This window comes from Psychrobacter sp. ANT206, from assembly GCF_056880555.1.
Genome location: NZ_CP096271.1, coordinates 344,422 through 367,988, shown reverse-complemented (window position 1 = coordinate 367,988; position 23,567 = coordinate 344,422). Strand labels below are relative to the sequence as shown.

The following is a 23,567-nucleotide window of genomic DNA, read 5'->3' as shown; positions in this document are numbered from 1 at the left end:
CTGTGCCCATGCAGACAGAGGCTGCAAAAAATTTGTACCAGCAGTACCGTAGCGTTTTTAGAGTATTTTGACTATACATCTAATAAATGGCAATCAAGTTAATTCGATATAGAAGAATAGATAAGACAAAAACCGCACCTTGATTAAGATGCGGTTTTTCTGATTTATAGTTTAATTCAATGTATCTTAACGCTTCGCTTAATTGGTTGAAGCTGGATCCAATGCCGTACCACGGCTAGCATCATCAGCATCTGGCATTAAATCATCGTTGTCGCTGTCTAATGGATTCAGGTCTGGATCAAGCGCATCACTATTAATCGCTAAGCCATCATTGGCTGTAGTCGTTTCGTCATAGACCACAAACTCGATACGGCGGTTAAGGAAACGACCTTGGTCTGTCGTATTGTCCGCTATTGGATCGGTCTCACCCATACCTTTGGTCATAAGCTTGCTAGGATCAACACCTTGCGCGACCAAATACGCCTTCATAGCCTGCGCACGCTCTTCTGATAGCTTTAGATTATAAGCAGCATCCGCTGTTTTATCGGTGTGACCAATAATCATCAGTGTCATATTGGGCAATTGCTCCATTAGCTTCACAGCGCGATCTAATAGCGCTTTATTGGCGTCAGGAATCACCGCTTTATCTACTTCAAAATTGACCACTTGTAGACTTAAGGCGCGAGCGACATCACGAGGATCGGGGTTCTGACCCAAGTTATCCATTGCCGCCTCAGACGCTGTTAAGCTATCAGCAATCTCAGTTTGCTCATTAAGGGGACCTTCAGCAATAACTGTCATCGCTGGCGCAGCAGCTTGTAAATCAGATACCAATTTGGTTAAAGCGGCAGTATCAGCAGCATTGACCGTAATCGTATCGCCTTTGACCAACATACTGGCATTTGGGACATTTTTAAAAATAGGTAAAATAGTGGCAAGCTGCGCAGTCGCTGGCATATCTATTGAGAAATTATCATCGACATCTGCACGGCAATTATTGGCGGCATCACCAAACACGCCAGTCAGCGCAGTCATGACATTGCTCTGTAGCGTGTCATTACCCACATCCATACGGCATGCATATAGCTCACTATTTTCACTAGTAGCAATACGCAAGGATGCTGGTGTAATATCACCTGCAACTACCTGCCCATCACTATCCGCTGCTTGTTGCTCTGTCACAACAGGCTTGCCGACTGGCTCAGGCTTATCTTGACAGCCTCTCAATAGCGCCCAAGCTAAAGCCCCTAAAATAATCAATCCAATAATAGGTAACAGCGCCTTCATAAAGCTGCCATCTTTTTCTGCTTCGCGCTGTAGCGGCGCGGTGCTCACAGTATCTGATATATGCGTACCAGTAGAAACAGGAGCAGCAGCAATCACGCCAACAGGCAATACAGCCGTTGCCCATACGGGAATATGGCGCTGATAACTGTCAATATTTTCGTTTAAAAATTGCGGTACTGGAGTCTTACCTGCCAAACTTTTGATTTCATGATAAGCAAGCGGGGCTGCCATGGCAATTAAGCCACGAGCAGCCGTAACATCGACGTTATGCTTACCGGCAAGCTCGCGAGCGATTTGATCGCGATGTGCGTCTTCTGTCCATACACGATCATAAAAACCTTGATCATCACGAGCAATCGTTTCATTGGCAAAACGGTCATGGGTCTGATTGTCTGCTAGACGCGCCGCAAAAATAGCATAGAACTGTTCAAGTAAGTTTTTCTTGGCAGGATTGTGATCGTCTCCAAGTACCGCTGGACTGACTGTCCGTGTCAAATGACTGATAATATCCATAGCATCCTTCCTCAATTCATCATTATTTTATGTGACTTGTTTTATATCGTTTACGCGCTCAAAAATTTAATCGTCTGAAATAACACCTAGCCACGCTATAAAGTGGGCAATGACCAGATTCAGCTTTCGTCATTATAAAAGTATTAAGAAGGCGTTCACAATCAACGCGCTGTTGTGCAAATGCTACAATAAGTAATATTTCAGTTGTTACTCGTAACTATGATGCCTATAAAGTAAAAATTGCGAATCTATATTCAGCTCAACGTTAAATTGCAATATTAGAACAGTATCAATCAAATATTGCCTAAAAAACTGCTTATTAGTGGAAACAAAAAAGTGCCTTATAAAATATAAGACACTTTTTAACGTTTTATAGTCTTTAAAAATGTTAGTGACTTATCTTCTGACTTGAGCAGGTTCAACCACAATGACATTGTTTGCCATGTCGTCAACTTCAGATAAAGAGATAGAGCCATTTGAACCTGAAGGCGCGTTATTAAAATTATTAGTATTATTATTTCTGACAGGTGCTGGCATCACACTATCGTTGGTCTCATCGTCTGGTGCTTGATATTCCACATTATTAGCGCTGTTGTTAGCATTGTTATTGACAGGCGCATTCTCAAATTGATTATTAAAATTATTGGTCGCCATACCTTGTTGCTCCACGATACCATTATTCATATCATTAGGGTTACTAGGTAATGGTAGTGGTGCAGTACTCTCAATCATCATCGATGGTAGCAATGTACGCATATCTGTCATTAAGCGCTGTAGCTGCATAGCATCTGGCGCCTCTACCGTGATGCGATCATTTTGCAATTGTAAGCGCGCAAACGGCGTTGCTTTCAATAATGTCAGCACATTCGGTAATACCTCTATTGGTATATTGGCAACGCTGCTTGCAACGCCTTCTTTGACAGTTAACTGACACATCCCTGCCTGCTCACCAAAGCTAGTATTGAGCGCCTGTTGTAATAGGCTTTGTAGCGCGACATCGCCCACTGACCCACTACAAGTATAAAGACTGCCATTGTTATCCACCCCAACTATGAGCTCAATTGGCGTTACCACTTGTACGGGCGGTTCAATCACAGGCGGCACGACAACTGGCGTTGTCACCGCAGTTTCTACTGGCGGCGTGTCATTTGGCTTGATTAATAATGCCCACACAAGTCCAATAGCGGTCACTGCCCCTAGTAATACAAATGTCCATAGCAACATATCATTACGTTGATTACGGGTACGTGTTTTTTCTCGGCGTAGGCTACTATTTTCTGCCAAATGATGCTCTGCTGGACTGACATGAATCGAATCAGTGCTGAGACGCTCATCTAAAGTTGGTATCGGCGATTCTGCTGTGAAAGTCGGTGAAGCGATAATATCGACAGTAGCGGGCTTGTAGTTATTTAAAGCAATAGCTGGTATCACAGTCCCTGCCAATACTCTCTGGCTCTGAAACAACTCGTCATCAGTATGCTGCGGCGCGCCAATGATAGGTGCGGACCATATCGGCAAATAAGGGCGCAATGAGGCTTGTTCACCTTGCAAAAAGGCTGGCAAAAATTGTCCATTTGCCAGTATTTTTAACTCTTGATAGGCCAGTGGCGCGGCATTCATCAGCAGCTGCATCGTCGTAAACTCGTCAATATGATGGGTCGATGCCAGCTCTTGAATCATCAACCGACGTAAGCTTGCGGTTTGCCAAAGTTGCTCAAATAATGGCGGTTGGGCGACATGTTCATTGATAACGGTGGCATCAATACGCAATAACTGTGAGTAGATATGTGGCAATGCCAAACGCGATGCCAAAATCGCATAAAATTGTTCCAATAAGCTGACATGGGAGACGCTACCATTGTTACCCAATATAGCTGGGGTCACCGTTTGCTCTAGTTGATCGATGATACTCATAAGTTACTGCCTCTGTCAGTGTTAATGTTACATATATAGTCGATATATTTTGATTGGTCATAGCATCAGTCGTTACTGTCAGTATACGAAGCATTACTCACTGTCACTCGTACGATGTTATATTATTCAATATAACCAAGCATTAAAGCACAATTTTGTCGCATATTGGTTTTTGTATGATAATCGCTGCTACTATTATTAAGATGAATACGTAACTGTTTATTATTCATATTTGGATGACAATAACCGACACAACCTATGTTATAAGTATTGCCTTACTTATCACTGCTATCTATCAGACCCAACCTAAGGACTATCCTTTGTTTAACCAGACGACGCTTATCATTATTATTACGGTTATTGTCAGTCTATTGGCGTGGCAAAACAAAGCAGTGTTTAATCGACTGATTTTTTATCCCCCAGCAGTGAACAATGGGCAATGGGATCGCTTTGTGACTCATGGATTTATCCATGCTGATAGCATGCACTTACTCTTTAATATGTTCACTTTATACTTTTTTGGTCGTGCCATTGAAGGCTTATACCAGAAGTTTTTGTTCGGTTATGGCTTTCTGCTTTTCTATGTACTGGCTATTATTGTCGCGATGATTCCAAGTTATATTAAGCACAAGCAAAGTGCCAGCTATTTAAGCCTTGGCGCATCAGGCGGTGTCTCTGCTGTATTGTTTGCGTTTATATTGCTTGCTCCTTGGGAAAAAATCTATCTGTTTGCGATCATTCCTATTCCCGCTATCTTATTTGCAGTAGCCTACGTCGCTTACAGTATCTATTCTGATAAACGCGGCGGCTCAAACATCAATCATATGGCCCATATGTGGGGCGGTGCATTTGGAGTCGTAGCTACGATTGTTCTAGAGCCACAAGTCCTGCCACATTTTCTAAATGCGCTGTTGTCACCTGGGTTTTGAAAAAATTGACTGAAAATAACAGTAACGAATCAAGAAAATACGGATAACAGTAAATATCATTTTCACAAAACCGCTTTTTACGCTCTTTTATATTTAAGATTTGAAACTTTATTATGATTATAGATGTTATCGGCGATATTCACGGCTATGCAGACAAACTGGTTGGATTATTACAGCAATTGGGTTATGTGCATAATGGTCAGTACTTTGTTCCGCCATCTGGTCATCGTGCGCTATTTATTGGGGATTTGATTGACCGCGGCTCACAGCAGATAGCGACGTTAGAAATCGTTTTTGCCATGCTGGATGCTGATGTCGCTGATGCAGTAATGGGCAATCATGAATATAATGCCCTTGCCTTTGCCACCTCTGATCCCGATGATACTAGCCAATATCTGCGCTCACATAACGAGATACATACCCGCCAGCATGAGGCGTTTTTGGCAGAAGTGGCATTTGGTTCAGAAGCCCATCAGTACTGGCTACGACGCCTATATGAGATTCCTTTGTGGCTTGAAACCGATTATGCCTGCTTTGTACATGCTTGTTGGGATGTCGACAGCATGGCGATATTGCAGCCGTTATTGACAGAGAGTAATTGCCTGACAGTCCATGGGTTGATCTCGACCTCTAGAGAAGATACTGTAGAATTTGATGCATTAGAGCGCGTGTTAAAAGGCGTTGAAACGCCACTGCCTAAAGGCTTAGTGATGGTCGATAAAGAAGGCACTAAGCGCACGCGCGTACGAGTACGCTGGTGGCTTGATAAGTTGAATACACGCAGTCTTTATGAAGTAGCGCGCGCACCTTTATCGGCATTGGCACAAATCCCTAAAGATGTATTGGCTGACAATATTGACTTCACTCTAAAAACCCACAAACCTGTATTTGTCGGACATTATTGGCTAACGGGTGACCCTGAGCCGCTCAGTCCACAAGTGGTCTGTACCGATTATTCGGCAGCCGTCGATAGCGGTTATTTGACCTGTTATCAGCTCGATAGTGAGCAGCCTTTACCGTTGAAGACCAGCCGTTTTATCCAATATCATCATGATTAAGAGGCTCGCATACTTGGCTATCTTTGAGATGTATGATGTTTTATATGCGTGATTTGGCATTAAAGCGCAAACTTGACTTTACGAATACAGCAAAATTTTTGTATGATGGTCTTTTTGAGGATATCAAAGCATGAGCATTATCTCAGCGACGGTTAACGCTACTGATCAGAACGCACCTATCACCTCCCCTGTTGGTCAACCAAAAGTTGGCATTATCATGGGTTCGCAGTCTGATTGGGCAACCATGAGCGCAGCAGCACAATTGCTTGCAGACTTTGATATCGCCTTTGAATGTGAAGTGGTTTCAGCACATCGTACGCCTGACAGATTATTCGATTATGCTAAAAGCGCAAAAGGTAACGGCTTGCAAGTGATTATCGCTGGCGCTGGCGGAGCAGCCCATCTGCCCGGTATGTGTGCCAGTCAAACGCCATTACCTGTCTTTGGTGTCCCTGTAAAATCCTCTATGCTGAGTGGTTGGGACAGCTTACTGTCTATCGTTCAGATGCCCAAAGGCGTGGCAGTTGGCACATTAGCTATTGGCTCAGCAGGTGCTTATAATGCGGCACTGCTTGCGATTCAAGTGTTAGCATTACATGATAAGTCGATTGCAACTAAGCTGGATAATATGCGTCAAGCGCAAACTGACACCATTCTTGCCAGTCCAACGCCCGGTATTATTAATACTTAGTATTTAAGTTGAGCGACTGGAAAATAATTATTATATTTACCATTTTTATCGTTCATTTTAAATATAAGCGGGTTTACTTGATATTTATTTTTAGATAAGTTTTATTAAATATAAGGTGCATACAATGCACCTTTTCCTATTTTAACTCGTTAGACTTTTATACCCTTTATAGCCATATGCATTTATATTTTCATATATTGAAGCATTTAACCCCTTGTTTATCTGAATCAAAGAGCCTGCCATGACCATAGCGAACGCTTACCCTGTTACTCAAACCATCCGCACCATCGGTATTTTAGGCGGTGGTCAGCTTGGCATGATGCTGGCACAAGCGGCTATGCCATTGGGCTATCACTGTGTGTTTTTGGAAGACAGCGCTGACTGTCCGGCCAGTCTATATGGGCGCGTTTTTAGCAGCGAGCAATTAGATGCCTTTATTGAAGCAGCTGACGTCTTCACTTTGGAGTTTGAAAATACCCCAACTGCTACCGTTCAGCAACTAGCAAATCTATCAAAATCTGGCAGCAAACAAGGCATGTTCCCGCCAACGATTGCCCTAGATATTGCGCAAGATCGCTTAAAAGAAAAGCAGATGTTTAATTCGCTTGATATCGCAACGGTACCTTTTGTGTCTGTTAGTTCAGAGGCGGAATTACAGCAAGCTTGTCATGATCTTGGATTACCTATCGTCCTAAAAACTAGCCGAGGCGGTTATGATGGCAAAGGTCAGTTTGTGATTAGACAAGACAGCGAGATCAAAGCAGCTTGGCAAGAACTAAAGGATGCAGTTACGGGTAAAGGCACGCTTACACAAACGCCAGCGCCATTGATTGCTGAAGGTTTTATTCACTTTAGTCGTGAGCTTTCTATCATCGCCGCACGAGGTCAAAACGGTCAGGTACGCTGTTATGATTTGGTCGAAAACCATCATCATCAGGGTATCTTGGCCAAAACCCAAGCACCAGCTATTGGTACCAGTCATTTACTCAAACAAGCAACTGATGCTATTACCAACGTCATGAATCATTTGGGCTATGTTGGGGTGATGGCGCTTGAGCTATTTGTAACCAAAGACGCTCGTGGCAATGATACTCTACTTGCCAACGAAATAGCGCCACGCGTGCATAATTCTGGTCATTGGAGTATTGAAGGTGCTGTCACCAGCCAATTTGAAAATCACATTCGTGCCGTAGTCAATCTGCCACTAGGCGATACTGACAATGTCTATCCAGCAATTATGATTAATGTCTTGGGGCAATATCCTGATATCAGTGAAGTGCTCAATATCGATGGCGTGCATTATCACAGCTATCATAAAGCGGAGCGCGATGACCGTAAAATTGCCCATATTACCTTGATGCCCAATGATGTCGCAGACTTAGAGCCTGCATTGGCAAAGCTGGTCGCCGTACTGCCTAATAAAGTTGGTCTTGATAAAAAGGTAACGCCCATCAATAACCCGATAACAGCAGAAGATGATCTAATTACTGCTAAAGTAAAGGCTGACGCTGAAAATAGAGAAAGCTTAGCAAATGATGATAATGAGCAACAAATTTTTGAGTCAGCCAACTCTAAAGTAGAGAAGGCTAAGAAATAATGCAGATTTGGGTAGATGCAGATTCAGTGCCTTTGATTGCCAAAGACTTGATTATTAAGACCGCTGAGCGCACACAGACGATGGCAATATTTGTCGCCAATCAGCCAATCAAGCTGCGTAAATCGCCGCTGCTTACGATGACTGTCGTGCCCTCTGGCTTTGATAAAGCCGATGATTATATTATTGAGCAGATTCAGCCGGGTGATTTGGCGATTACCAGTGACATCCCTTTGGCCAATGACATTTTGGACAAAGGTGGCATGGTACTGACAACACGCGGCGTAGTCTATGACAAAAACAATATCAAGCAGAAGCTCAATATGCGTGATTTTATGGACACCATGCGTGGTACTGGCGTGCTTGAGCTGCAAGAAATGAGCGGGCAAAAACCTTATGGCGATCGTGATAAAAAAGCCTTTGCTGATGGGCTAAATAAATTGGTACGCTAATCTTTTATAAATAACGTTCTCTCTATTATTTCAAAATCACTATACGCGTTTTGCTTCCTTGCAAACCGTATACACTCCATAACCAAACACTATGCAATCGGCACGCTTCATAACGAAGCGTGCCGATTTTTCTTGTTACGCTATATTCGATGTGTAAAAAAATCCGTTTTTCAAACGACGATAACGTAAATAAAAACAGGAATGATTATGAAAATTTTAGTAATTGGCGCAAGTGGTCGAGTGGGTACTGATTTGGTTAAGCAACTATTAGCAGATAACCATCAAGTGATCGGCACCACCCGTCAGGAAGAAAGATTATTCAATGACGATAACTATAGCCAACTAGATTTAGATATCACTGCAAACAAGGATGCAATTCAACAGCAAATTGATCAAGATATCGATGCTGTCTATTTCGTCGCCGGTTCTGGTGGTAAAGATGTGTTAGAAGTCGATTTACATGGGGCGGTTAAGACCATGCAAGCCGTACAAGGTAAAGGTATCAAACGCTATATTATGCTAAGTACCGTCTTTTCGTTAGACACCAGTAAATGGGACAGTTCAGCTATTGAAAATTTAAAAGAATACTATATCTGCAAGCATTACGCCGATCAGTGGTTAATCAATAACAGCAGTCTTGATTACACCATCGTACAAGCAGGAGCGTTAAAAGAGCGAACTGCCACTGGAAAAATTACGATCAATGATGATAATTCTGGTGAGAACTCAATCGAAGATGTCGCAACTACGCTAGCTGCTGTACTTAATGCAGACAATAGCATTAACACCGTATTTAGTATGCATAATGGTGAGACAAACATTGCTGAGGCTATTGCAAAATTATAATGGCGCCTCGTACTAATTAGTTATAAATAAAATGACAGACAAAAAAGCGAGTAAGTCAAAAGGCTTACTCGCTTTCTTAGTATAGGCTTGTAAAATAAGGAGCGACTATGTTAAATCTGTCGAAGAGCGATTAAGCCGAACCACTAGGAAATGAGATAACTTCTTCTAAGCTCGTTGCATCTGTCAACACCATCAGCAGCCTATCTAAACCAACAGCAATCCCGCTACAAGGTATCAAATCATCAGACGCTGCTATTAAGTGCTCATCAATAGGCATTTGTGGTAGATTATGACGCCCTCTCAATTGGTTGTCCTGCTCAAACCGCTCTCTTAACGCCTGCCCGTCTGCTAGCTCATCATAAGCGTTGGCAATCTCGATTCCTTTGATATACAGCTCAAAGCGTTTGGCAACTTTATTACCTTCTTTATCAACAGCGGTTTTAGCCAAAGCAGCTGTCGCAGGCGGATATTCAATCACTAACGTCGGTAAATCGTGACCCAAGTGTGGCTCGACTGCATGGCTAAATAGTAAATCCAGCCAGCTTTGACGACGGTCTTGTTCGCTATCGCAGCTCTCTGCACTATTAAAATCAAATCCTATCAGACCTTTGTCTTCTGCCACGGCTTGTAATGCTGCTAGACTGGCGGTCAGCGGGTGAATACCAACAAAATCCATAAAAGCATCAACGTAGCGATAATGACTCATGATTATCGGATGACCATAGAGCGCTTCCAATAGCTCACCAAGCTCTGCTGCTAGATCATCCAGACTATAATTTGGCTGATACCATTCAAGCATCGTGAATTCAATATTGTGCCGCGCCCCGATCTCATTATCTCGAAAGACTGGACAGATTTGATAAATGGGCACCTGCCAGCTGGCAAGCAAACGCTTCATGGCAAATTCAGGTGACGTATGCAGATAATAAGTATAAGGCTTGTCTTGATACGTGACCTGTGCGGCTACGGATTGCAAAAAGGTATCGGTATTGCCTGCTTGCGATAATAGCGGCGTCTGCACTTCTAACACTTGACGCATGGCAAAGAACTGACGAATGACACTCATTAATTTTGCACGCTGCTGCGCCATTGCAAGGGTCATCGTTGGGGCATAGCTTAGATTAGATAAAGGCTGATTATTGGCTTTACTCATGACTGGTTACAGTGCCTCATAAATCGTAAAAACAGATAATTAAATAGTCACACTGATTGTTTGTGCTTGCCATTCACGACGCAGATGGTAATCACGGCGTAATTGATCAAAATCTGAACCTTTAACTTTACCGTTGGTTATTTTATTTCTTAATGCCGCATCGTCTTTTCTAATATCATAAAACTTTTGCAATCTGTCTGGGTGTTCTTTTAGCTCAAACCATAGATAAGTATTGAGTGGTAGTAACTGATGCATCGATAATACAGGTAGTACTGCCAATTTTTCACATAAGGCGTCATAAATAATTTGCGTGCCACGCAGCTTGCCTTCTAAGGTATAACCAGCAATATGCGGAGTGGCAATAGCAAGCTTAGAGAGCAAACTCTCAGAAATCTGCGGCTCATGTTCAAACACATCCAATACCACTTGGCGTTCAGTCGCATCGATATCGGCTTCTAGGGCAGCGGCATCAATCACAGGTCCGCGCGCACTATTAATCAGCATAGTATGCGGCGACATCAGTGTCAAAGTTTCTGCATTAATTAAATGACGCGTTGGACAGTCGCTGACATTATTGCTAATGCTGTTGCTGTTGCTAGTTGCCCCTTGCGCATCCGTATCTTTTTTATCCGTTAAAGGGACATGTAAACTTACTATGTCGCTTTGGCTCAATACCTGCTCAAGACTAGCGTTATTGATATCGGATGTGGCTAATAAAGGGTCATAACCCAATATTTTCCAGCCTAAATCATTGGCATACTGAGCAAGCGTACTACCAATATTACCAAGTCCGATGATACCCAATGTTAATGGCTTCGTGGATTGCTGCCAATACTGTGGGCGTAAAGTTAATATAGCAGTCACTACGTATTGTGCGACTGAATGCTTGCTACAGCCAGCGGCATTGGCAAAGGTAATATTGCGTTCTGCCAAATATTCTTGATCGACATGGTCAGTACCAATGGTCGCAGAACCAACGAATTTGACGCTATTATTATCACTTAATAGTGATTCATTTATTGAAGTGACAGAGCGTATCAACAAAACGTCAGGCTGCACATCTGCCATTAATTGTGCATTGATATCACGACCAGCAACACGTATGACCTGCACCTGTTGCTCAGTATTTTGACCCAGCGCTACAGGATTAAAGAACTCATCAAGGCTTGCGATATTACTATCAGCCACAATAGTGAGATTTTTCATCGTATCTACCTTGTTTTTCATAGTATTCGCTACCGTCTCATTGAATATAGATAATCTTATATATGACTTTAAGCGCTTTAGATGATTGCTTTACTATAAACGCGCTTATAAAAGTGTGTCTTGGCTCGGCTGATCCACTTTAATCAAACTTTTACCTTGATCCAGCTCTTCTTGTTGGGCAAACAGATCATTTTTATGCTGTGATATCCATTCACGCCATACCGCAAGTCCGATTGCTAGTACCACAGGACCAATAAATAAACCCACAAAACCAAAAGCCGTCAGACCGCCCAACACCCCAATAAAGATAATAATAAAAGGAATTTTGGTCGCACCACTAATAACGATCGGACGGATAAGGTTATCAACCCAGCTAATCACTAAAATACCCCAAAGTGCTAAGCCGATACCTTCAACCGTATGCCCTTGGCTCAATAACCAAAGTGAGACACCGCCCCAAACAAATGGCGTACCAAATGGAATGAGAGCAATGATAAACGTTACAATCGTCATTAAAATAGGACTCGGTGCACTGGCAAAATAATAGCCGATACCAGCAAGCAATGCCTGTGCTAATGCTGTCAGACCGATACCGTAAACCACCGCACGCGTGGTAGTACCGACAGAGTCAATATAACCGTCGATACGATTACCGATAATATTACGCAGCGCTTGTCGAATTTGGCGAACCAAACTGGTGCCATCGCGATAAAAGAAGAACAACGTCATAAGCGCCATACCAAGTTTTGCAAGACTGCTGAACACGACGTCAAAGGCAATTTTTCCGTAGTACAGATGCGACTGTACCCAAAGACGAAACGCCTCTAGCGTCCCTTCAGGGTTTTTATTGATGCGCCAAAGCACATCTTTGACCTGCTGTCCTATTATCGGCAAATCTTTGACAGAATCAGGCACGTCCAGATAACCCACTTTAATACGATAGACCAAATTACTGATCAGGCTTAACGCTTCTTGCTGTAAGATAAAAATACCGGCTACCAAGGGCACGCCTATCATCAAAGTAATACTGACGGTCATAATCGCTGCACTAAAATTTGAGCTAAATCTGACTCTTTGATGAAAAAAGTTATAAATAGGAAAAGTCACATATGCCAGAATCGCTGCCCACAATGCCGGTACAATAAAAAACTGCACCACTTGAAAACACAGCACAAACAGCACGACCAATAAGGTGATTGCCAGCAAGCGCTGAATAATAAATTCTTTTGTCCAGTTTTCAATCATAGCGTGCAAACCAAGGGTGACCAGCAGAAACCTAATACGGTTCTACTATAAAATTTATAAATGGGTTGTTTAAATCACAGATTATGTTTGTAATTTTCATCCATTAGCGAAGATTTTGAGCAGTACAGATTTGGATAAAATATCTGCTTCTATAAGGTTAATTAGGCTAACAGCAAAAAACTATTATGCAACAAGATTATCCAAATAAATAACGCTATGTTGTAACCTTTACTTACAACTTTCTTGGGAGCAAATTTGTTAGTGCCTGTATCGTCATTGAGGTTGATTGCCAAAACCTATGGAACATAATTATCTTAACAAAAACATCATCAATATGCGCTTTTTAAGCACTTTTATATCTGCCATCTAAAGGGCTAAATCACTGGCTGGTTCTATTAGTAACATCAATTGATGTTATACTAAAGGGATTGATTTACGCTTTCAAATGACGCTCTGTTGGTTTGGCTTTATTACTTTTATTGAGGTAAGCCCTTAGCGTCTATAAAACACCTCTCGTCTGTGATCTTACTCTAGATGGTATTTAGCATTATTTTTAGAGCAGTGCTGCATAAATTGAGAGGGCACATCTGCATGACATTCATGCCTATACATGTTTGATGCTCATGATATTGATGCACTATTTAAACATCTTATTTTGAGTAAATGATTTTAAATACATATTTTGAGTCGTTTTCGGAAACATATTTTCATTTGGTTTTATTTGAAACCAAGAAATATATAACAGATTTAAATAACCTATTGATAGGAACAATAACAATGTCAAAAGACACTGCAAAAGATACCGATAACCCCAACCTTACCGCTTCCAATAAGGGCAACCAAGCTTCAAAATCGCAAGATAGCGTTACGTTTGCCCTAGCCCAATCTCACTTTTTAGTTGGCGATATCAAAGCCAATGCTGAAAAAATGCGCACCCTAGCACTGCAAGCACGCGAGCAAGGTGCTGATGTCATTATTTTCCCAGAGCTGGCCTTATTGGGCTATCCGCCGCAAGATTTGTTGCTACGTCCTAGTCTTTCAGGACGTATCAAAAGTGCGTTGTCTACCCTAAGCGACATCGATGATATCGTCATGATTGTTGGCTATCCGCATGTTGATCATCATGGTACCTTTAACTCAGCCGCTATCTTGCATAATGGTCATCAAAAGGGCTTTTACCATAAGCAAATTTTGCCAAACTATGGCGTATTTGATGAGCGCCGTTACTTTGATAAAGGACGTAATCAAGTCTTATTTGATTATAAAGGCATCACCATTGGTCTGCTGATCTGTGAAGATTTATGGGAAAAAGGTCCTATTGCCGAGCTCAAAAAGCAAGGCGCTGACCTTATTGTGAGCTTAAACGCTTCACCATTTGAGATTGAAAAACAAGATACTCGCAAAACAATGCTGACCAAGCGTAGCCGTGAAAACAACTTACCTATCGTTTATCTTAATGCTGTTGGCGGTCAAGATGATTTGGTATTTGACGGTGGCTCTATGGCCATTCAAGCAGACGGCAGCGTCGCACATGAAGCCTCACGCTTTATGAATCAGTTACTACTGGCAAGCTTTGATGTAAAAACAGCAAAATTTGATACACAAGCAAAAGCGCCTTTATCATTAAGCCGTGAATCAGAGATGTACCAAGCATTGGTCGTAGGCTTACGCGATTATGTCAATCTTTCAGGGTTTACTGGCATCATCGTTGGTTTATCAGGCGGTATTGATTCAGCATTGACACTCTGTATCGCGGTCGACGCACTGGGTGCTGACAAGGTCTATGCAGTCATGATGCCTTATGAATACACTTCTCAAATCAGTTTAGAGGATGCGCAAGCCCAAGCACGCCGTCTCAATGTCTCTTATACCGTTTGTCCTATCTTTGATGCGGTCGAAGGTATCCGTCATACGCTTGCGCCACTATTCAACAAGTCGCCAGCTGATACCACCGAAGAGAACATCCAAGCACGTGCACGCGGTGTGATACTTATGGCATTGTCTAATAAATTTGGGCATTTGGTCATCACGACTGGTAATAAATCAGAGCTAGCTGTTGGCTATTCAACCTTATATGGCGATATGGCAGGCGGTTTTGACGTTTTAAAAGACGTGTATAAATCACAAGTTTATAAATTGGCCAGCTATCGTAACCGTTTAGAAGATACGCCTGTTATTCCTGAGCGCGTTATTACTCGTCCACCATCTGCTGAGCTACGTCCTGATCAAAAAGACCAAGACAGCTTGCCTGATTATGATGTTTTAGACGGTATCTTAATGTCTTATATCGATGAAGATATGGGCTATCAAGATATTATTAATAAAGGGTTTGATGCTGATTTGGTCGCCAAGGTTATCCAAATGGTCGACAATAGTGAATACAAGCGCTCGCAGGCACCAATTGGTACTAAGATTAGCCATAAAGCCTTTGGTCGTGAGCGCCGTTACCCGCTCGTCAATAAATGGTCAATAAAAGGCTAAGCCTTGATACTGAATTTATCAAAAACCTTTTAGAGCCATTTTTTAAAGGCTTGATAAATTTAAGTTTTTATCTAATATCATAAAATTGTTTTATAATTAGCTGGGTGCTTGCCCAGCTTTTTTAGTTTTTGTGCCTAACTAAATGCTAATAACTAAATGCCTTTGACCTCAAAACCTACCAATTATTATCTTCAATCATTACTGTAAATCTATCTACCTTACCTATTTCTATCCGAGTATGTCATGAGCTTGCTAACCGCTGGTGTGTTTATTTTTATATTAATTGCGCTAAGCGCTATCGTTTCTAGTTCGGAGCTGGCGCTTGCCTCCGCCCGCAAAATCAAGTTGCAAGTCATGGCCAAGGAAGGCGAAGTACGGGCACTCGATGTACTCAATATGCAAGAGCAACCCGGCAGCTTTATTACCGTGGTACAAGTGGCGCTCAACGCGGTGGCTATCTTAGCAGGGGTCATTGGCGAGTCAGCCATTAGTCCATATTTACAGCAGCTTTTTGGTAATGATACCGCAGCGTCGGTGGTCTCCTTTATTTTAGTCACCAGTGTGTTTGTGTTGTTTGCAGACCTGATGCCCAAGCGTTTGGCCATGTCCAACGCTGAACCTATCGCGGTCAAGATGGTACGCCCGATGATATTCTTTATTTTCATCTTTAAGCCGATTATTTGGGTGTTTGATGGGGCGGCAAATTTACTATTTAAACTCATAGGCGTGTCAACCGTACGCCAAGATGAAATGACGTCAGAGGATATTTATGCGGTGATGGATGCAGGTGCGGAAGCTGGTGTTATTAAGCATCAAGAGCATCATTTGATCGAAAATATCTTTGAGATGCAAGAGCGAACCGTAACCTCAGTCATGAATCCGCGCGAGCATATTGTCTATTTTGATACTAAAGCCAGCACCGAAGAAGTGGTTGCTGTGATGATTAAGCAGCCGCATAATAAATTCTTGGTCTGTAATGACGATGACTTAGAACATATCATCGGTTATGTAGAGTCGCGCAGCTTTTTAGCCTCAGTACTTGAGCAGCAAGAAGTGTGTTTAACAGATAAAGCGTTGCTAAAACCTGCTCTGTTTATTCCCGATACATTATCGTTGTTTGAAGTATTGGAAACATTTAAATCAACGGGTGCAGATTTTGCCGTCATTGTGAATGAGTATGCATTAGTGGTTGGGGTGATCACACTTAAAGACGTAATGAGCATCGTGATGGGTGAGTTGGTGACCTTAGAGGAGCAACCGATTGTCCAGCGTACAGATAACTCTTGGCTAATTGATGGCATGACGCCTATTGAAGATGTGATTCGCTCATTGGGCATGGTCAATTTACCACATAGCCAAAATTACGAAACCATTAGCGGTTTTATGATGTATATGCTGCGTAAAATTCCTAAAAAGACAGACTGTGTCGAGTATGCCAATTATCGTTTTGAGATTATCGCCACTGACAATCTTAAAATAACTCAGCTACTGGTGACAAAGTTTGAAGATGTGATTTAATTCATTTAATACGTAATGTAATTTATGAGTACTGTCAGGGTTGGCTTTATAATAATTTTTATCCTCAAGCGTGCGGACTATAGTCAATTTCAAATAAAACAGATACGTTATATTCCAACGCCGTACTGGTATAAATTTTTCTGGCATGCTGTGACTACGCTGACAGAGGCTGCGTAAAATTCATCCCAGTCCTACTGTATCGTTTTAATACTGAATTCACTATACATCAAGCACGCGCACCAAATATCGCAGTACCAACACGCACCATGGTAGTGCCACTAGCAATCGCATCAGTCATATCATCACTCATACCCATACTCAGCGTATCCCATTGACTCAGCTCAGGATGGGTACGCTTAATGTCGTCAAATAGTTGTTTGGTGCGCTTAAAAGCATCTGTATTTGCCTTAGCAGGAATAATCATCAACCCGCGCAATTGCAAACGCTCATAATTTTTAATTGTTTTTAACAATTCTGGAAGCTGCTCTGGCAGACATCCCGACTTACTGTCTTCATTATCAATATTAATTTGGATCAAGATGTTTAAAGGTAGCAGCTCAGCAGGACGTTGGTCGTTAAGACGCTTGGCAATAATGTCACGCTCAAGCGCTTGTACCCAATCAAAATTCTCAGCAATATCACGGGTTTTATTACGCTGAATGCTTCCAATATAGTGCCAGACAATATGCTTACATCCTACCTGCTCACGTAGCAACTGTATTTTTTCAATCGCTTCTTGTAGATAATTTTCACCAAAATCATGCTGACCTTGACGTGCCAATGTTGCCACCATCTCAGCAGGTTTGGTTTTGGACACCGCAAGCAAAGTTACACTGCTCGGCGCTCGCAACGTTTGTTCGCATGCCTGTACCACTTGCGTCTTTACCTGCTGCCAGTTCTCAGTTAGATGTTGAACTTCTGCTTCATCATTATTGCTAAGATCGATTGCGACATTTTTAAGTACTTGCTGAGAAGACATATTCATAAAAACTCTTGTTGATATAGTGAGTTCGAAATAAAAGAGAGCTGATTGTATCGATGCTTTATTACTATGCGAAAAACCAGTCAGTCTATTTTTGCATTTTATGCAGTTAGTAGATGGTTAAATCAGTACAGTCTTGTTATGATATTGTTACATGGTTTAACATATGCTACTAAAAGCTCTAGTAATAGTAACAATTATAGTGACGCCTAACCTATTTTAATGAGGTTAGCTCAAACAATGTCATAGAACCTTGCATATCGCCTGCTTTCTATGTTGATTTTGGCACACTTTATTTATTAATAGGAATATCCGATTATGGCTGAACAAAATTTAAGCATTGAAGACTTGCTGCGTTTTACTGTCAAGCATAAGGCTTCAGATTTACATATTTCAGCCGGTATGCCTGCGATGATTCGAGTTGATGGTGAGATGACTCGCATTAATATGCCAGAGATGAGCCATAAGGTAGTTCATCAGCTCATTTATGACATCATGAATGATAGACAACGTGCCGACTTTGAAGAGTTTTTTGAAACGGATTTTTCTTTTGAGATTCCAAATCTAGCCCGTTTTCGGGTAAACGCATTTAATCAAAATCGCGGTGCAGGCGCCGTCTTTCGTACGATTCCCTCCAAAGTTCTAACGATGGAAGATCTAGGTATGGGCGAAGTGTTTAAGCGTGTTTCAGACTTTAAACGTGGCGTGGTATTGGTCACTGGTCCAACCGGCTCAGGTAAGTCGACCACGCTAGCTGCCATGATTGATTATATCAATGAAACCCGTAAAGAGCATATCTTGACTATTGAAGACCCGATTGAATTTGTTCATGAGTCCAAAAAGAGTTTGATTAACCAGCGTGAAGTCCATCGCGATACCTTGGGGTTCGAGCCAGCATTGCGCTCAGCGTTACGTGAAGATCCAGACGTTATCCTGGTTGGTGAGCTACGAGATCTTGAGACCATACGCTTAGCGCTCACTGCCGCTGAAACCGGTCACTTAGTTTTCGGCACTTTGCACACCAGTTCCGCTGCCAAAACCATTGACCGTGTTATTGACGTCTTCCCTGCTGCTGAAAAAGACATGATTCGAGCGATGTTATCAGAGTCACTACAAGCCGTTATCTCGCAAACATTGTTACGTCGTCAAACAGGCGGGCGAATTGCCGCCCATGAGATTATGTTAGGTACGCCCGCTATTCGTAACTTAATACGAGAAAATAAAATCGCTCAAATGTACTCTTCTATCCAAACCGGTGCTGGTGATGGCATGATTACTCTTGATCAAACTCTTAAAAATCTTGTAGCGAGAGGCACAATTAGTAAAGACGTTGCACGACCTTACGCTAAACAGCCTGAAGCATTCTTATAATGTAAATGATATTAGTAATTCTTTCTAAACGAATATAGTACTAATTGCAGATTTGTGAGCAATCATCCTTCAACTTAACTGTCATTTTTCGCAAAAAAGTTTATTGAAGCAGGCTTCACTCTATTTATGGCACATTTTCTTGCACATATAGGTACGTTATGGACATTGATAAACTTTTACAATTGATGATTAACAAAAACGGCTCTGACCTTTTTATCACTGCTGATGTCGCCCCTTCCATGAAAATCAATGGCAAAATACTGCCGGTTGGTAAAACGCCTTTAACTGCTGAGCAGACTATGAGGCTGGTTAAAGGCGTCATGACAGTCAATCAGAAAAAAGAGTTTGATGAGACCAACGAGTGCCAGTTTGCGATTACTGATCAGGCGCAACAAGCACGTTTTAGGGTCAGTGCCTTTATACAACGTGATATGGCAGGGATGATTTTACGGAAAATCGAAAATAATATCCCTACTGTCGAGGAGCTACGCCTGCCCCCCTCTCTAAAAGAGCTGGCAATGAAAAAGCGTGGTATTATTTTATTAGTAGGCGCAACCGGCACGGGTAAATCAACCACCCTTGCGGCAATGATAGGACACCGCAATCAAAACTCGCATGGTCATATTATTACCATAGAAGATCCTATCGAGTTTGTCCATAAGCATCGTGGCTGTATTATTACCCAGCGCGAAGTCGGTATCGATACCCACTCTTTTGAAGCCGGTCTAAAAAACACCTTGCGCCAAGCGCCAGATGTGATTTTGATTGGTGAGATTCGCAATCGTGAAGTCATGAGTTACGCGATTCAATATGCTGAAACGGGGCATTTGGTATTTGCAACCTTGCACGCCAATAATGCCAACCAAGCAATCGACCGCATTATTCACTTTTTTGAGACCAGTCGCCATAATCAATTGTTTATGGATTTATCGCTTAACTTGCAAGCCATTATCGCGCAGCAGTTGATTCCAACGCCTGACGGTAAGGGACGCCGCGCTGCTATTGAAATTTTATTAAACTCACAGCTGATTAGCGATTATATTCGTAAAGGTGAGGTGCACGAAATCAAAGATGTCATGACACGCTCACGTGATAGCGGTATGCAGACATTTGACCAAGCACTGTTTGATCTATATGAAAACGGTGAGATTACTTATAAAGAAGCGATTCTTCATGCAGACTCTCCCAATGATTTGCGCTTAAAAATCAAACTCAGCAGCAAAAATGGCGTGGCAAACTTAGATGAAGGCGCGGATAGTTTATCGTTAGACATTACTTAATGATGTATTTTTAACGATAATTATTATTTTTTATGCCTAAGAAACCGTTATAAAAAAGCCCTCATCATATATAAGGGCTTTTTTAATTTTATCTCATCGATAAGTTGATGCTTACTTGACGCTGTCCTTACAGGCTTGGTCATCACAGATACCGTATAGTACCAATGAGTGACCTGATAACTTAAAGCCATGCTCTGCTGCTACTTTAAGCTGTTCTTCTTCAATCACTTCATTATGAAATTCGACAATCTTACCGCAATTATCACAAACCAGATGGTCGTGATGCTCTTCTTGGGTAATCTCAAACACGGATAAATTGTTTTCAAAGTTGTGACGCTCGACAATACCTGCCTGCTCAAACTGAGTCAGCACGCGATAAACGGTCGCTAAACCCACATCCTCGCCTTGCTCAATTAGCGCCTTGTAGACCTCCTCTGCGCTCATATGATGCAGCTTTGCGCTCTCAAGCAGCTCTAGGATTTTGATACGCGGTAACGTTACTTTTAGACCCGCTCTACGTAAGTCTTGATTGGTAAAAGAAGCCATAATATCCCTTCTGACTATGAAAGTCTTAGCAAATAAGTTCAAAAAACATAAGGTAAATAATCATTAGTAGTGATGAATAGTTAATTGTAAAAAATCATCCTCATACAAAATCAGTCACTATCAAATATATTTCCAGTACATTTTTTCTAAAAAATATGATTATAAGTATATGAATTTAAAATATTAATAATAAATGATGCAAGCGCACATTTGGTAAATAATGTCGTAAGTGGTAGGCAATTGCAAGTAAATGACGTATCATTTATCCAAGATTGTCGGTAAGACCAGCATCTACTGTGCTTAGCCGTACCTAACCCATTTTTTATGAGTCATCTTACCATGATAAAGACCCTAAATTTACGTCCGCTTCATTCTTCAAGCGTATTACGCAAGATTGTCATTACCAGCATATTGGGCGCCGCTGTTACCATGTCTGGCTGCTCGTTACTGAGTGTTTATAAGATTGATTTGCCACAAGGGACGCCTATTACTCAAACCCAAGCACAAAAATTACAAGTGGGTATGAATCAAAATCAGGTACTTTATCTTCTTGGTAGCCCAGCCATTAGAGATACCTTAGAGCCGAACCGTTGGGACTATATTTATGACTATCAAGCAGGGACTGAAGGTCAACGTAAAGGTATCACTGACGTTAAAAACGCCAGTCAGCATCTAAAAGTTTATTTTAATAATAATGGCATAGTGACTCGCATTCAGGGTTTAGAGTCTCTACCTAAATAATCGCTTCGATAGCGAGCTTTAATCCTCAGACTCGAGATTTACTTTTGCGCTGAGACATAGGATCAGCGCTTAAGCTTCTATATACCTCTATCCGATCAAAAGGCTGCAATTGATAGTTAAGTGGCTGTTTTTGCGCATAGATGCCAACGTGCCAACGTTTGGCTGTCGGCACTACCACATCAATCACCTCATCGCACCATTTTGCTAGTCCTTCAAACTGTATCAACCAACCAGCTTTCTTCAATGCTGCATATAAGGTTGTGCCATCAGCTACTGACAAGGTTAGATAATGCTGACTCTGTGCATCTTCAGCATAGGCTAAATATACCGTTATCATAATAGATTGTAGAACAGTGCCTTGCTGAAAGTTGTCTTGTTGAACGTTGTCTTGTTGAGCACTATCCAGTTTATTAACTTGAACCTCATCAGCTGTTAGCTTAACCACTGCATCACCCAACCTATCAAGGCTAATAAGAGTGCTACGGGCACAATCAAACGTATCGCCACACGCCATAAATTATAAAAAGCTTCATTGCCAAAGTTTAAAGACTTGCGCAAATGACTGATTTTCATCTGCCATCCTGCAAAAACTGACAATAACAATACGGCTATCGTACTGATGATAACCAGTATACCTACCAGCCAAATAGTCGGTATGGCAACGACCAACACTATCGCTATGACAGCCGTTATGACCAAACTGACCAGCAGTCCAAACTTATGCACGAGCTGCTGCGTACTATAATGTAGCAAGTAACTGGCGACAAAAATTACTCCTGCCCAATACAGTAGCTGTCCGATTGGTGGTAGCGTCATACCACTGATAAATAAAGCCACCATCCCTACCAATAATTGTAATATCCAAATCGGTAGCACCAGCTTGGTTGCTCGATATTCGTTTGACGCCTGAGCACGAGAAGGATTTTGAGCATAGTGATTGTCTACTCCCACCGCTGTTACCGCTTGCTTAGTGATACGGTTTTGACCAAACCAATATAAGCCTGTACCTGCGCCAACACTGACAAGTGCTAGTGCAACTGCTCGTGCCCATTCTCCTAAGCTGATATTGGTCATCGCAAAGGTAATATTTGGCAAACCGTTTGCTACCCCAAATATCAATCCAATAAGCATTAATCCCAAACCAATTGGTAAGGGTGTCACACCCAACAAGCTTAACAATGCGGCAATGACCATCAAGCCTGCGGCAACCGCAAAGCTTGGCACTTCAGGTGTGCTATTTAAGTCTGTAAGTGCAGTCAATATACCCGTGCTAGCACCTGATATCACAAGCGCTGCAATGATTATGGCTACTAGGGCAGCAAGCCAACCAAAGCCACGCCACAAGGCGCTGGCATCTGCCTCTCGAGTGAGCTTTTGCATACCCGCCAAAGGTGCTTCAGCACTACGATAAGCCAATGCTATCTCAGCATAAATGACCGGTAGCGAGACCAGCACCATAGCCAAGAGCCACAACAGCCAAAAATCAATCTCTCCTATTGACGCCGGTGCAAACCAGCGAAAAAGCAATAATGGTAGCAGCGCTGCAATAAAATAAGAAGCATAGCGAATCATCATAATTTACATCCAAGCGATTCAAGGTGAGTAACATTGAGTAATATTAGTTAAGCATAAATAGCTTTTAAGCTTTTAATCGTCAAATTGATATATAGGCGATTTATTTTTATAAAGTAAAGTACTACTAATATGCCATTATATAAGGACTGACAGTTATAAAAAAACCCCGAAATCGGGGTTTAATA

General features: G+C 41.9%; 20 protein-coding genes. 11 read left to right on the top strand and 9 right to left on the bottom strand.

Annotated elements, in window-relative coordinates; all coding sequences use genetic code 11:
• Positions 1-198 precede the first annotated feature (198 nt).
• Both M0221_RS01570 and M0221_RS01565 read right to left on the bottom strand, forming a co-directional pair.
• Positions 199-1,800, bottom strand: a complete 1,602-nt coding sequence (locus tag M0221_RS01570) for an OmpA family protein (RefSeq protein ID WP_483284161.1) — start codon at positions 1,798-1,800, stop codon at positions 199-201.
• A gap of 396 nt (positions 1,801-2,196) precedes the next feature.
• The gene (locus tag M0221_RS01565; protein ID WP_483284160.1) at positions 2,197-3,714 is read right to left on the bottom strand and encodes a hypothetical protein; all 1,518 of its coding nucleotides are present in this window, start codon (positions 3,712-3,714) and stop codon (positions 2,197-2,199) included.
• 320 nt (positions 3,715-4,034) lie between these two features.
• On the opposite strand from M0221_RS01565, the gene M0221_RS01560 reads away from it, so the two are divergent.
• The 6 genes from M0221_RS01560 (at position 4,035) to M0221_RS01535 (ending at position 9,284) form a co-directional block, all read left to right on the top strand.
• Positions 4,035-4,643: a rhomboid family intramembrane serine protease gene (locus M0221_RS01560; protein WP_483284159.1), complete on the top strand. Its 609-nt coding sequence runs from the start codon at positions 4,035-4,037 to the stop codon at positions 4,641-4,643.
• Positions 4,644-4,756: 113 nt separating this feature from the next.
• Complete coding sequence (locus tag M0221_RS01555) at positions 4,757-5,701, top strand: metallophosphoesterase (protein ID WP_483284158.1); 945 nt, start codon at positions 4,757-4,759, stop codon at positions 5,699-5,701.
• 130 nt (positions 5,702-5,831) lie between these two features.
• Positions 5,832-6,392, top strand: a complete 561-nt coding sequence (purE, locus tag M0221_RS01550; RefSeq protein WP_483284157.1) for a 5-(carboxyamino)imidazole ribonucleotide mutase — start codon at positions 5,832-5,834, stop codon at positions 6,390-6,392.
• 241 nt (positions 6,393-6,633) lie between these two features.
• Positions 6,634-7,989: a 5-(carboxyamino)imidazole ribonucleotide synthase gene (locus M0221_RS01545; protein WP_483284156.1), complete on the top strand. Its 1,356-nt coding sequence runs from the start codon at positions 6,634-6,636 to the stop codon at positions 7,987-7,989.
• Positions 7,989-8,438 carry a YaiI/YqxD family protein gene (locus tag M0221_RS01540; RefSeq protein WP_483284155.1) on the top strand — a complete coding sequence of 150 codons (450 nt, stop codon included), beginning with the start codon at positions 7,989-7,991 and terminating at the stop codon, positions 8,436-8,438. The genes M0221_RS01545 and M0221_RS01540 overlap by 1 nt, the downstream gene beginning before the upstream one ends.
• Before the next feature lie 207 nt (positions 8,439-8,645).
• Complete coding sequence (locus M0221_RS01535) at positions 8,646-9,284, top strand: NAD(P)H-binding protein (protein WP_483284154.1); 639 nt, start codon at positions 8,646-8,648, stop codon at positions 9,282-9,284.
• A 130-nt stretch (positions 9,285-9,414) separates the two neighbouring features.
• Here M0221_RS01535 and epmA read toward each other — a convergent pair whose 3' ends face one another.
• The 3 genes from epmA to M0221_RS01520 form a co-directional block, all read right to left on the bottom strand.
• Entirely contained in the window at positions 9,415-10,437 is a 1,023-nt protein-coding gene (gene epmA / locus M0221_RS01530) for an EF-P lysine aminoacylase EpmA (RefSeq protein ID WP_483284153.1), read from the bottom strand.
• Positions 10,438-10,476: 39 nt separating this feature from the next.
• Positions 10,477-11,643 carry a 4-phosphoerythronate dehydrogenase gene (locus M0221_RS01525; protein ID WP_483284152.1) on the bottom strand — a complete coding sequence of 389 codons (1,167 nt, stop codon included), beginning with the start codon at positions 11,641-11,643 and terminating at the stop codon, positions 10,477-10,479.
• Between the two features lie 105 nt (positions 11,644-11,748).
• The gene (locus M0221_RS01520; RefSeq protein ID WP_011512669.1) at positions 11,749-12,888 is read right to left on the bottom strand and encodes an AI-2E family transporter; all 1,140 of its coding nucleotides are present in this window, start codon (positions 12,886-12,888) and stop codon (positions 11,749-11,751) included.
• 777 nt (positions 12,889-13,665) lie between these two features.
• Between M0221_RS01520 and M0221_RS01515 the strand changes: the two genes are divergently transcribed.
• Both M0221_RS01515 and paeA read left to right on the top strand, forming a co-directional pair.
• Positions 13,666-15,369, top strand: coding sequence for an NAD+ synthase (locus tag M0221_RS01515; protein ID WP_483284151.1), 1,704 nt, complete (start codon positions 13,666-13,668; stop codon positions 15,367-15,369).
• A gap of 243 nt (positions 15,370-15,612) precedes the next feature.
• Complete coding sequence (paeA, locus tag M0221_RS01510) at positions 15,613-16,887, top strand: polyamine export protein PaeA (RefSeq protein ID WP_483284150.1); 1,275 nt, start codon at positions 15,613-15,615, stop codon at positions 16,885-16,887.
• A gap of 226 nt (positions 16,888-17,113) precedes the next feature.
• On the opposite strand, the gene M0221_RS01505 is transcribed toward paeA, so the two are convergent.
• Positions 17,114-17,872, bottom strand: a complete 759-nt coding sequence (locus M0221_RS01505) for a YggS family pyridoxal phosphate-dependent enzyme (protein ID WP_483284149.1) — start codon at positions 17,870-17,872, stop codon at positions 17,114-17,116.
• A gap of 315 nt (positions 17,873-18,187) precedes the next feature.
• On the opposite strand from M0221_RS01505, the gene M0221_RS01500 reads away from it, so the two are divergent.
• Positions 18,188-19,240 carry a type IV pilus twitching motility protein PilT gene (locus M0221_RS01500; protein WP_020442648.1) on the top strand — a complete coding sequence of 351 codons (1,053 nt, stop codon included), beginning with the start codon at positions 18,188-18,190 and terminating at the stop codon, positions 19,238-19,240.
• 158 nt (positions 19,241-19,398) lie between these two features.
• Entirely contained in the window at positions 19,399-20,520 is a 1,122-nt protein-coding gene (locus tag M0221_RS01495; protein ID WP_483284148.1) for a PilT/PilU family type 4a pilus ATPase, read from the top strand.
• Between the two features lie 111 nt (positions 20,521-20,631).
• On the opposite strand, the gene fur is transcribed toward M0221_RS01495, so the two are convergent.
• Positions 20,632-21,066, bottom strand: a complete 435-nt coding sequence (fur, locus tag M0221_RS01490) for a ferric iron uptake transcriptional regulator (RefSeq protein ID WP_011512663.1) — start codon at positions 21,064-21,066, stop codon at positions 20,632-20,634.
• A 324-nt stretch (positions 21,067-21,390) separates the two neighbouring features.
• Here fur and M0221_RS01485 point away from each other — a divergent pair, with 324 nt between their 5' ends.
• Positions 21,391-21,807, top strand: a complete 417-nt coding sequence (locus tag M0221_RS01485; RefSeq protein WP_149408891.1) for an outer membrane protein assembly factor BamE — start codon at positions 21,391-21,393, stop codon at positions 21,805-21,807.
• A gap of 25 nt (positions 21,808-21,832) precedes the next feature.
• On the opposite strand, the gene M0221_RS01480 is transcribed toward M0221_RS01485, so the two are convergent.
• On the bottom strand, positions 21,833-22,252 hold the full coding sequence (locus M0221_RS01480; protein WP_483284147.1) for an RnfH family protein: 420 nt from the start codon (positions 22,250-22,252) through the stop codon (positions 21,833-21,835).
• Positions 22,240-23,382, bottom strand: coding sequence for a hypothetical protein (locus M0221_RS01475; RefSeq protein WP_149408892.1), 1,143 nt, complete (start codon positions 23,380-23,382; stop codon positions 22,240-22,242). Before M0221_RS01475 ends, M0221_RS01480 begins: the two co-directional genes overlap by 13 nt.
• Positions 23,383-23,567 lie beyond the last annotated feature (185 nt).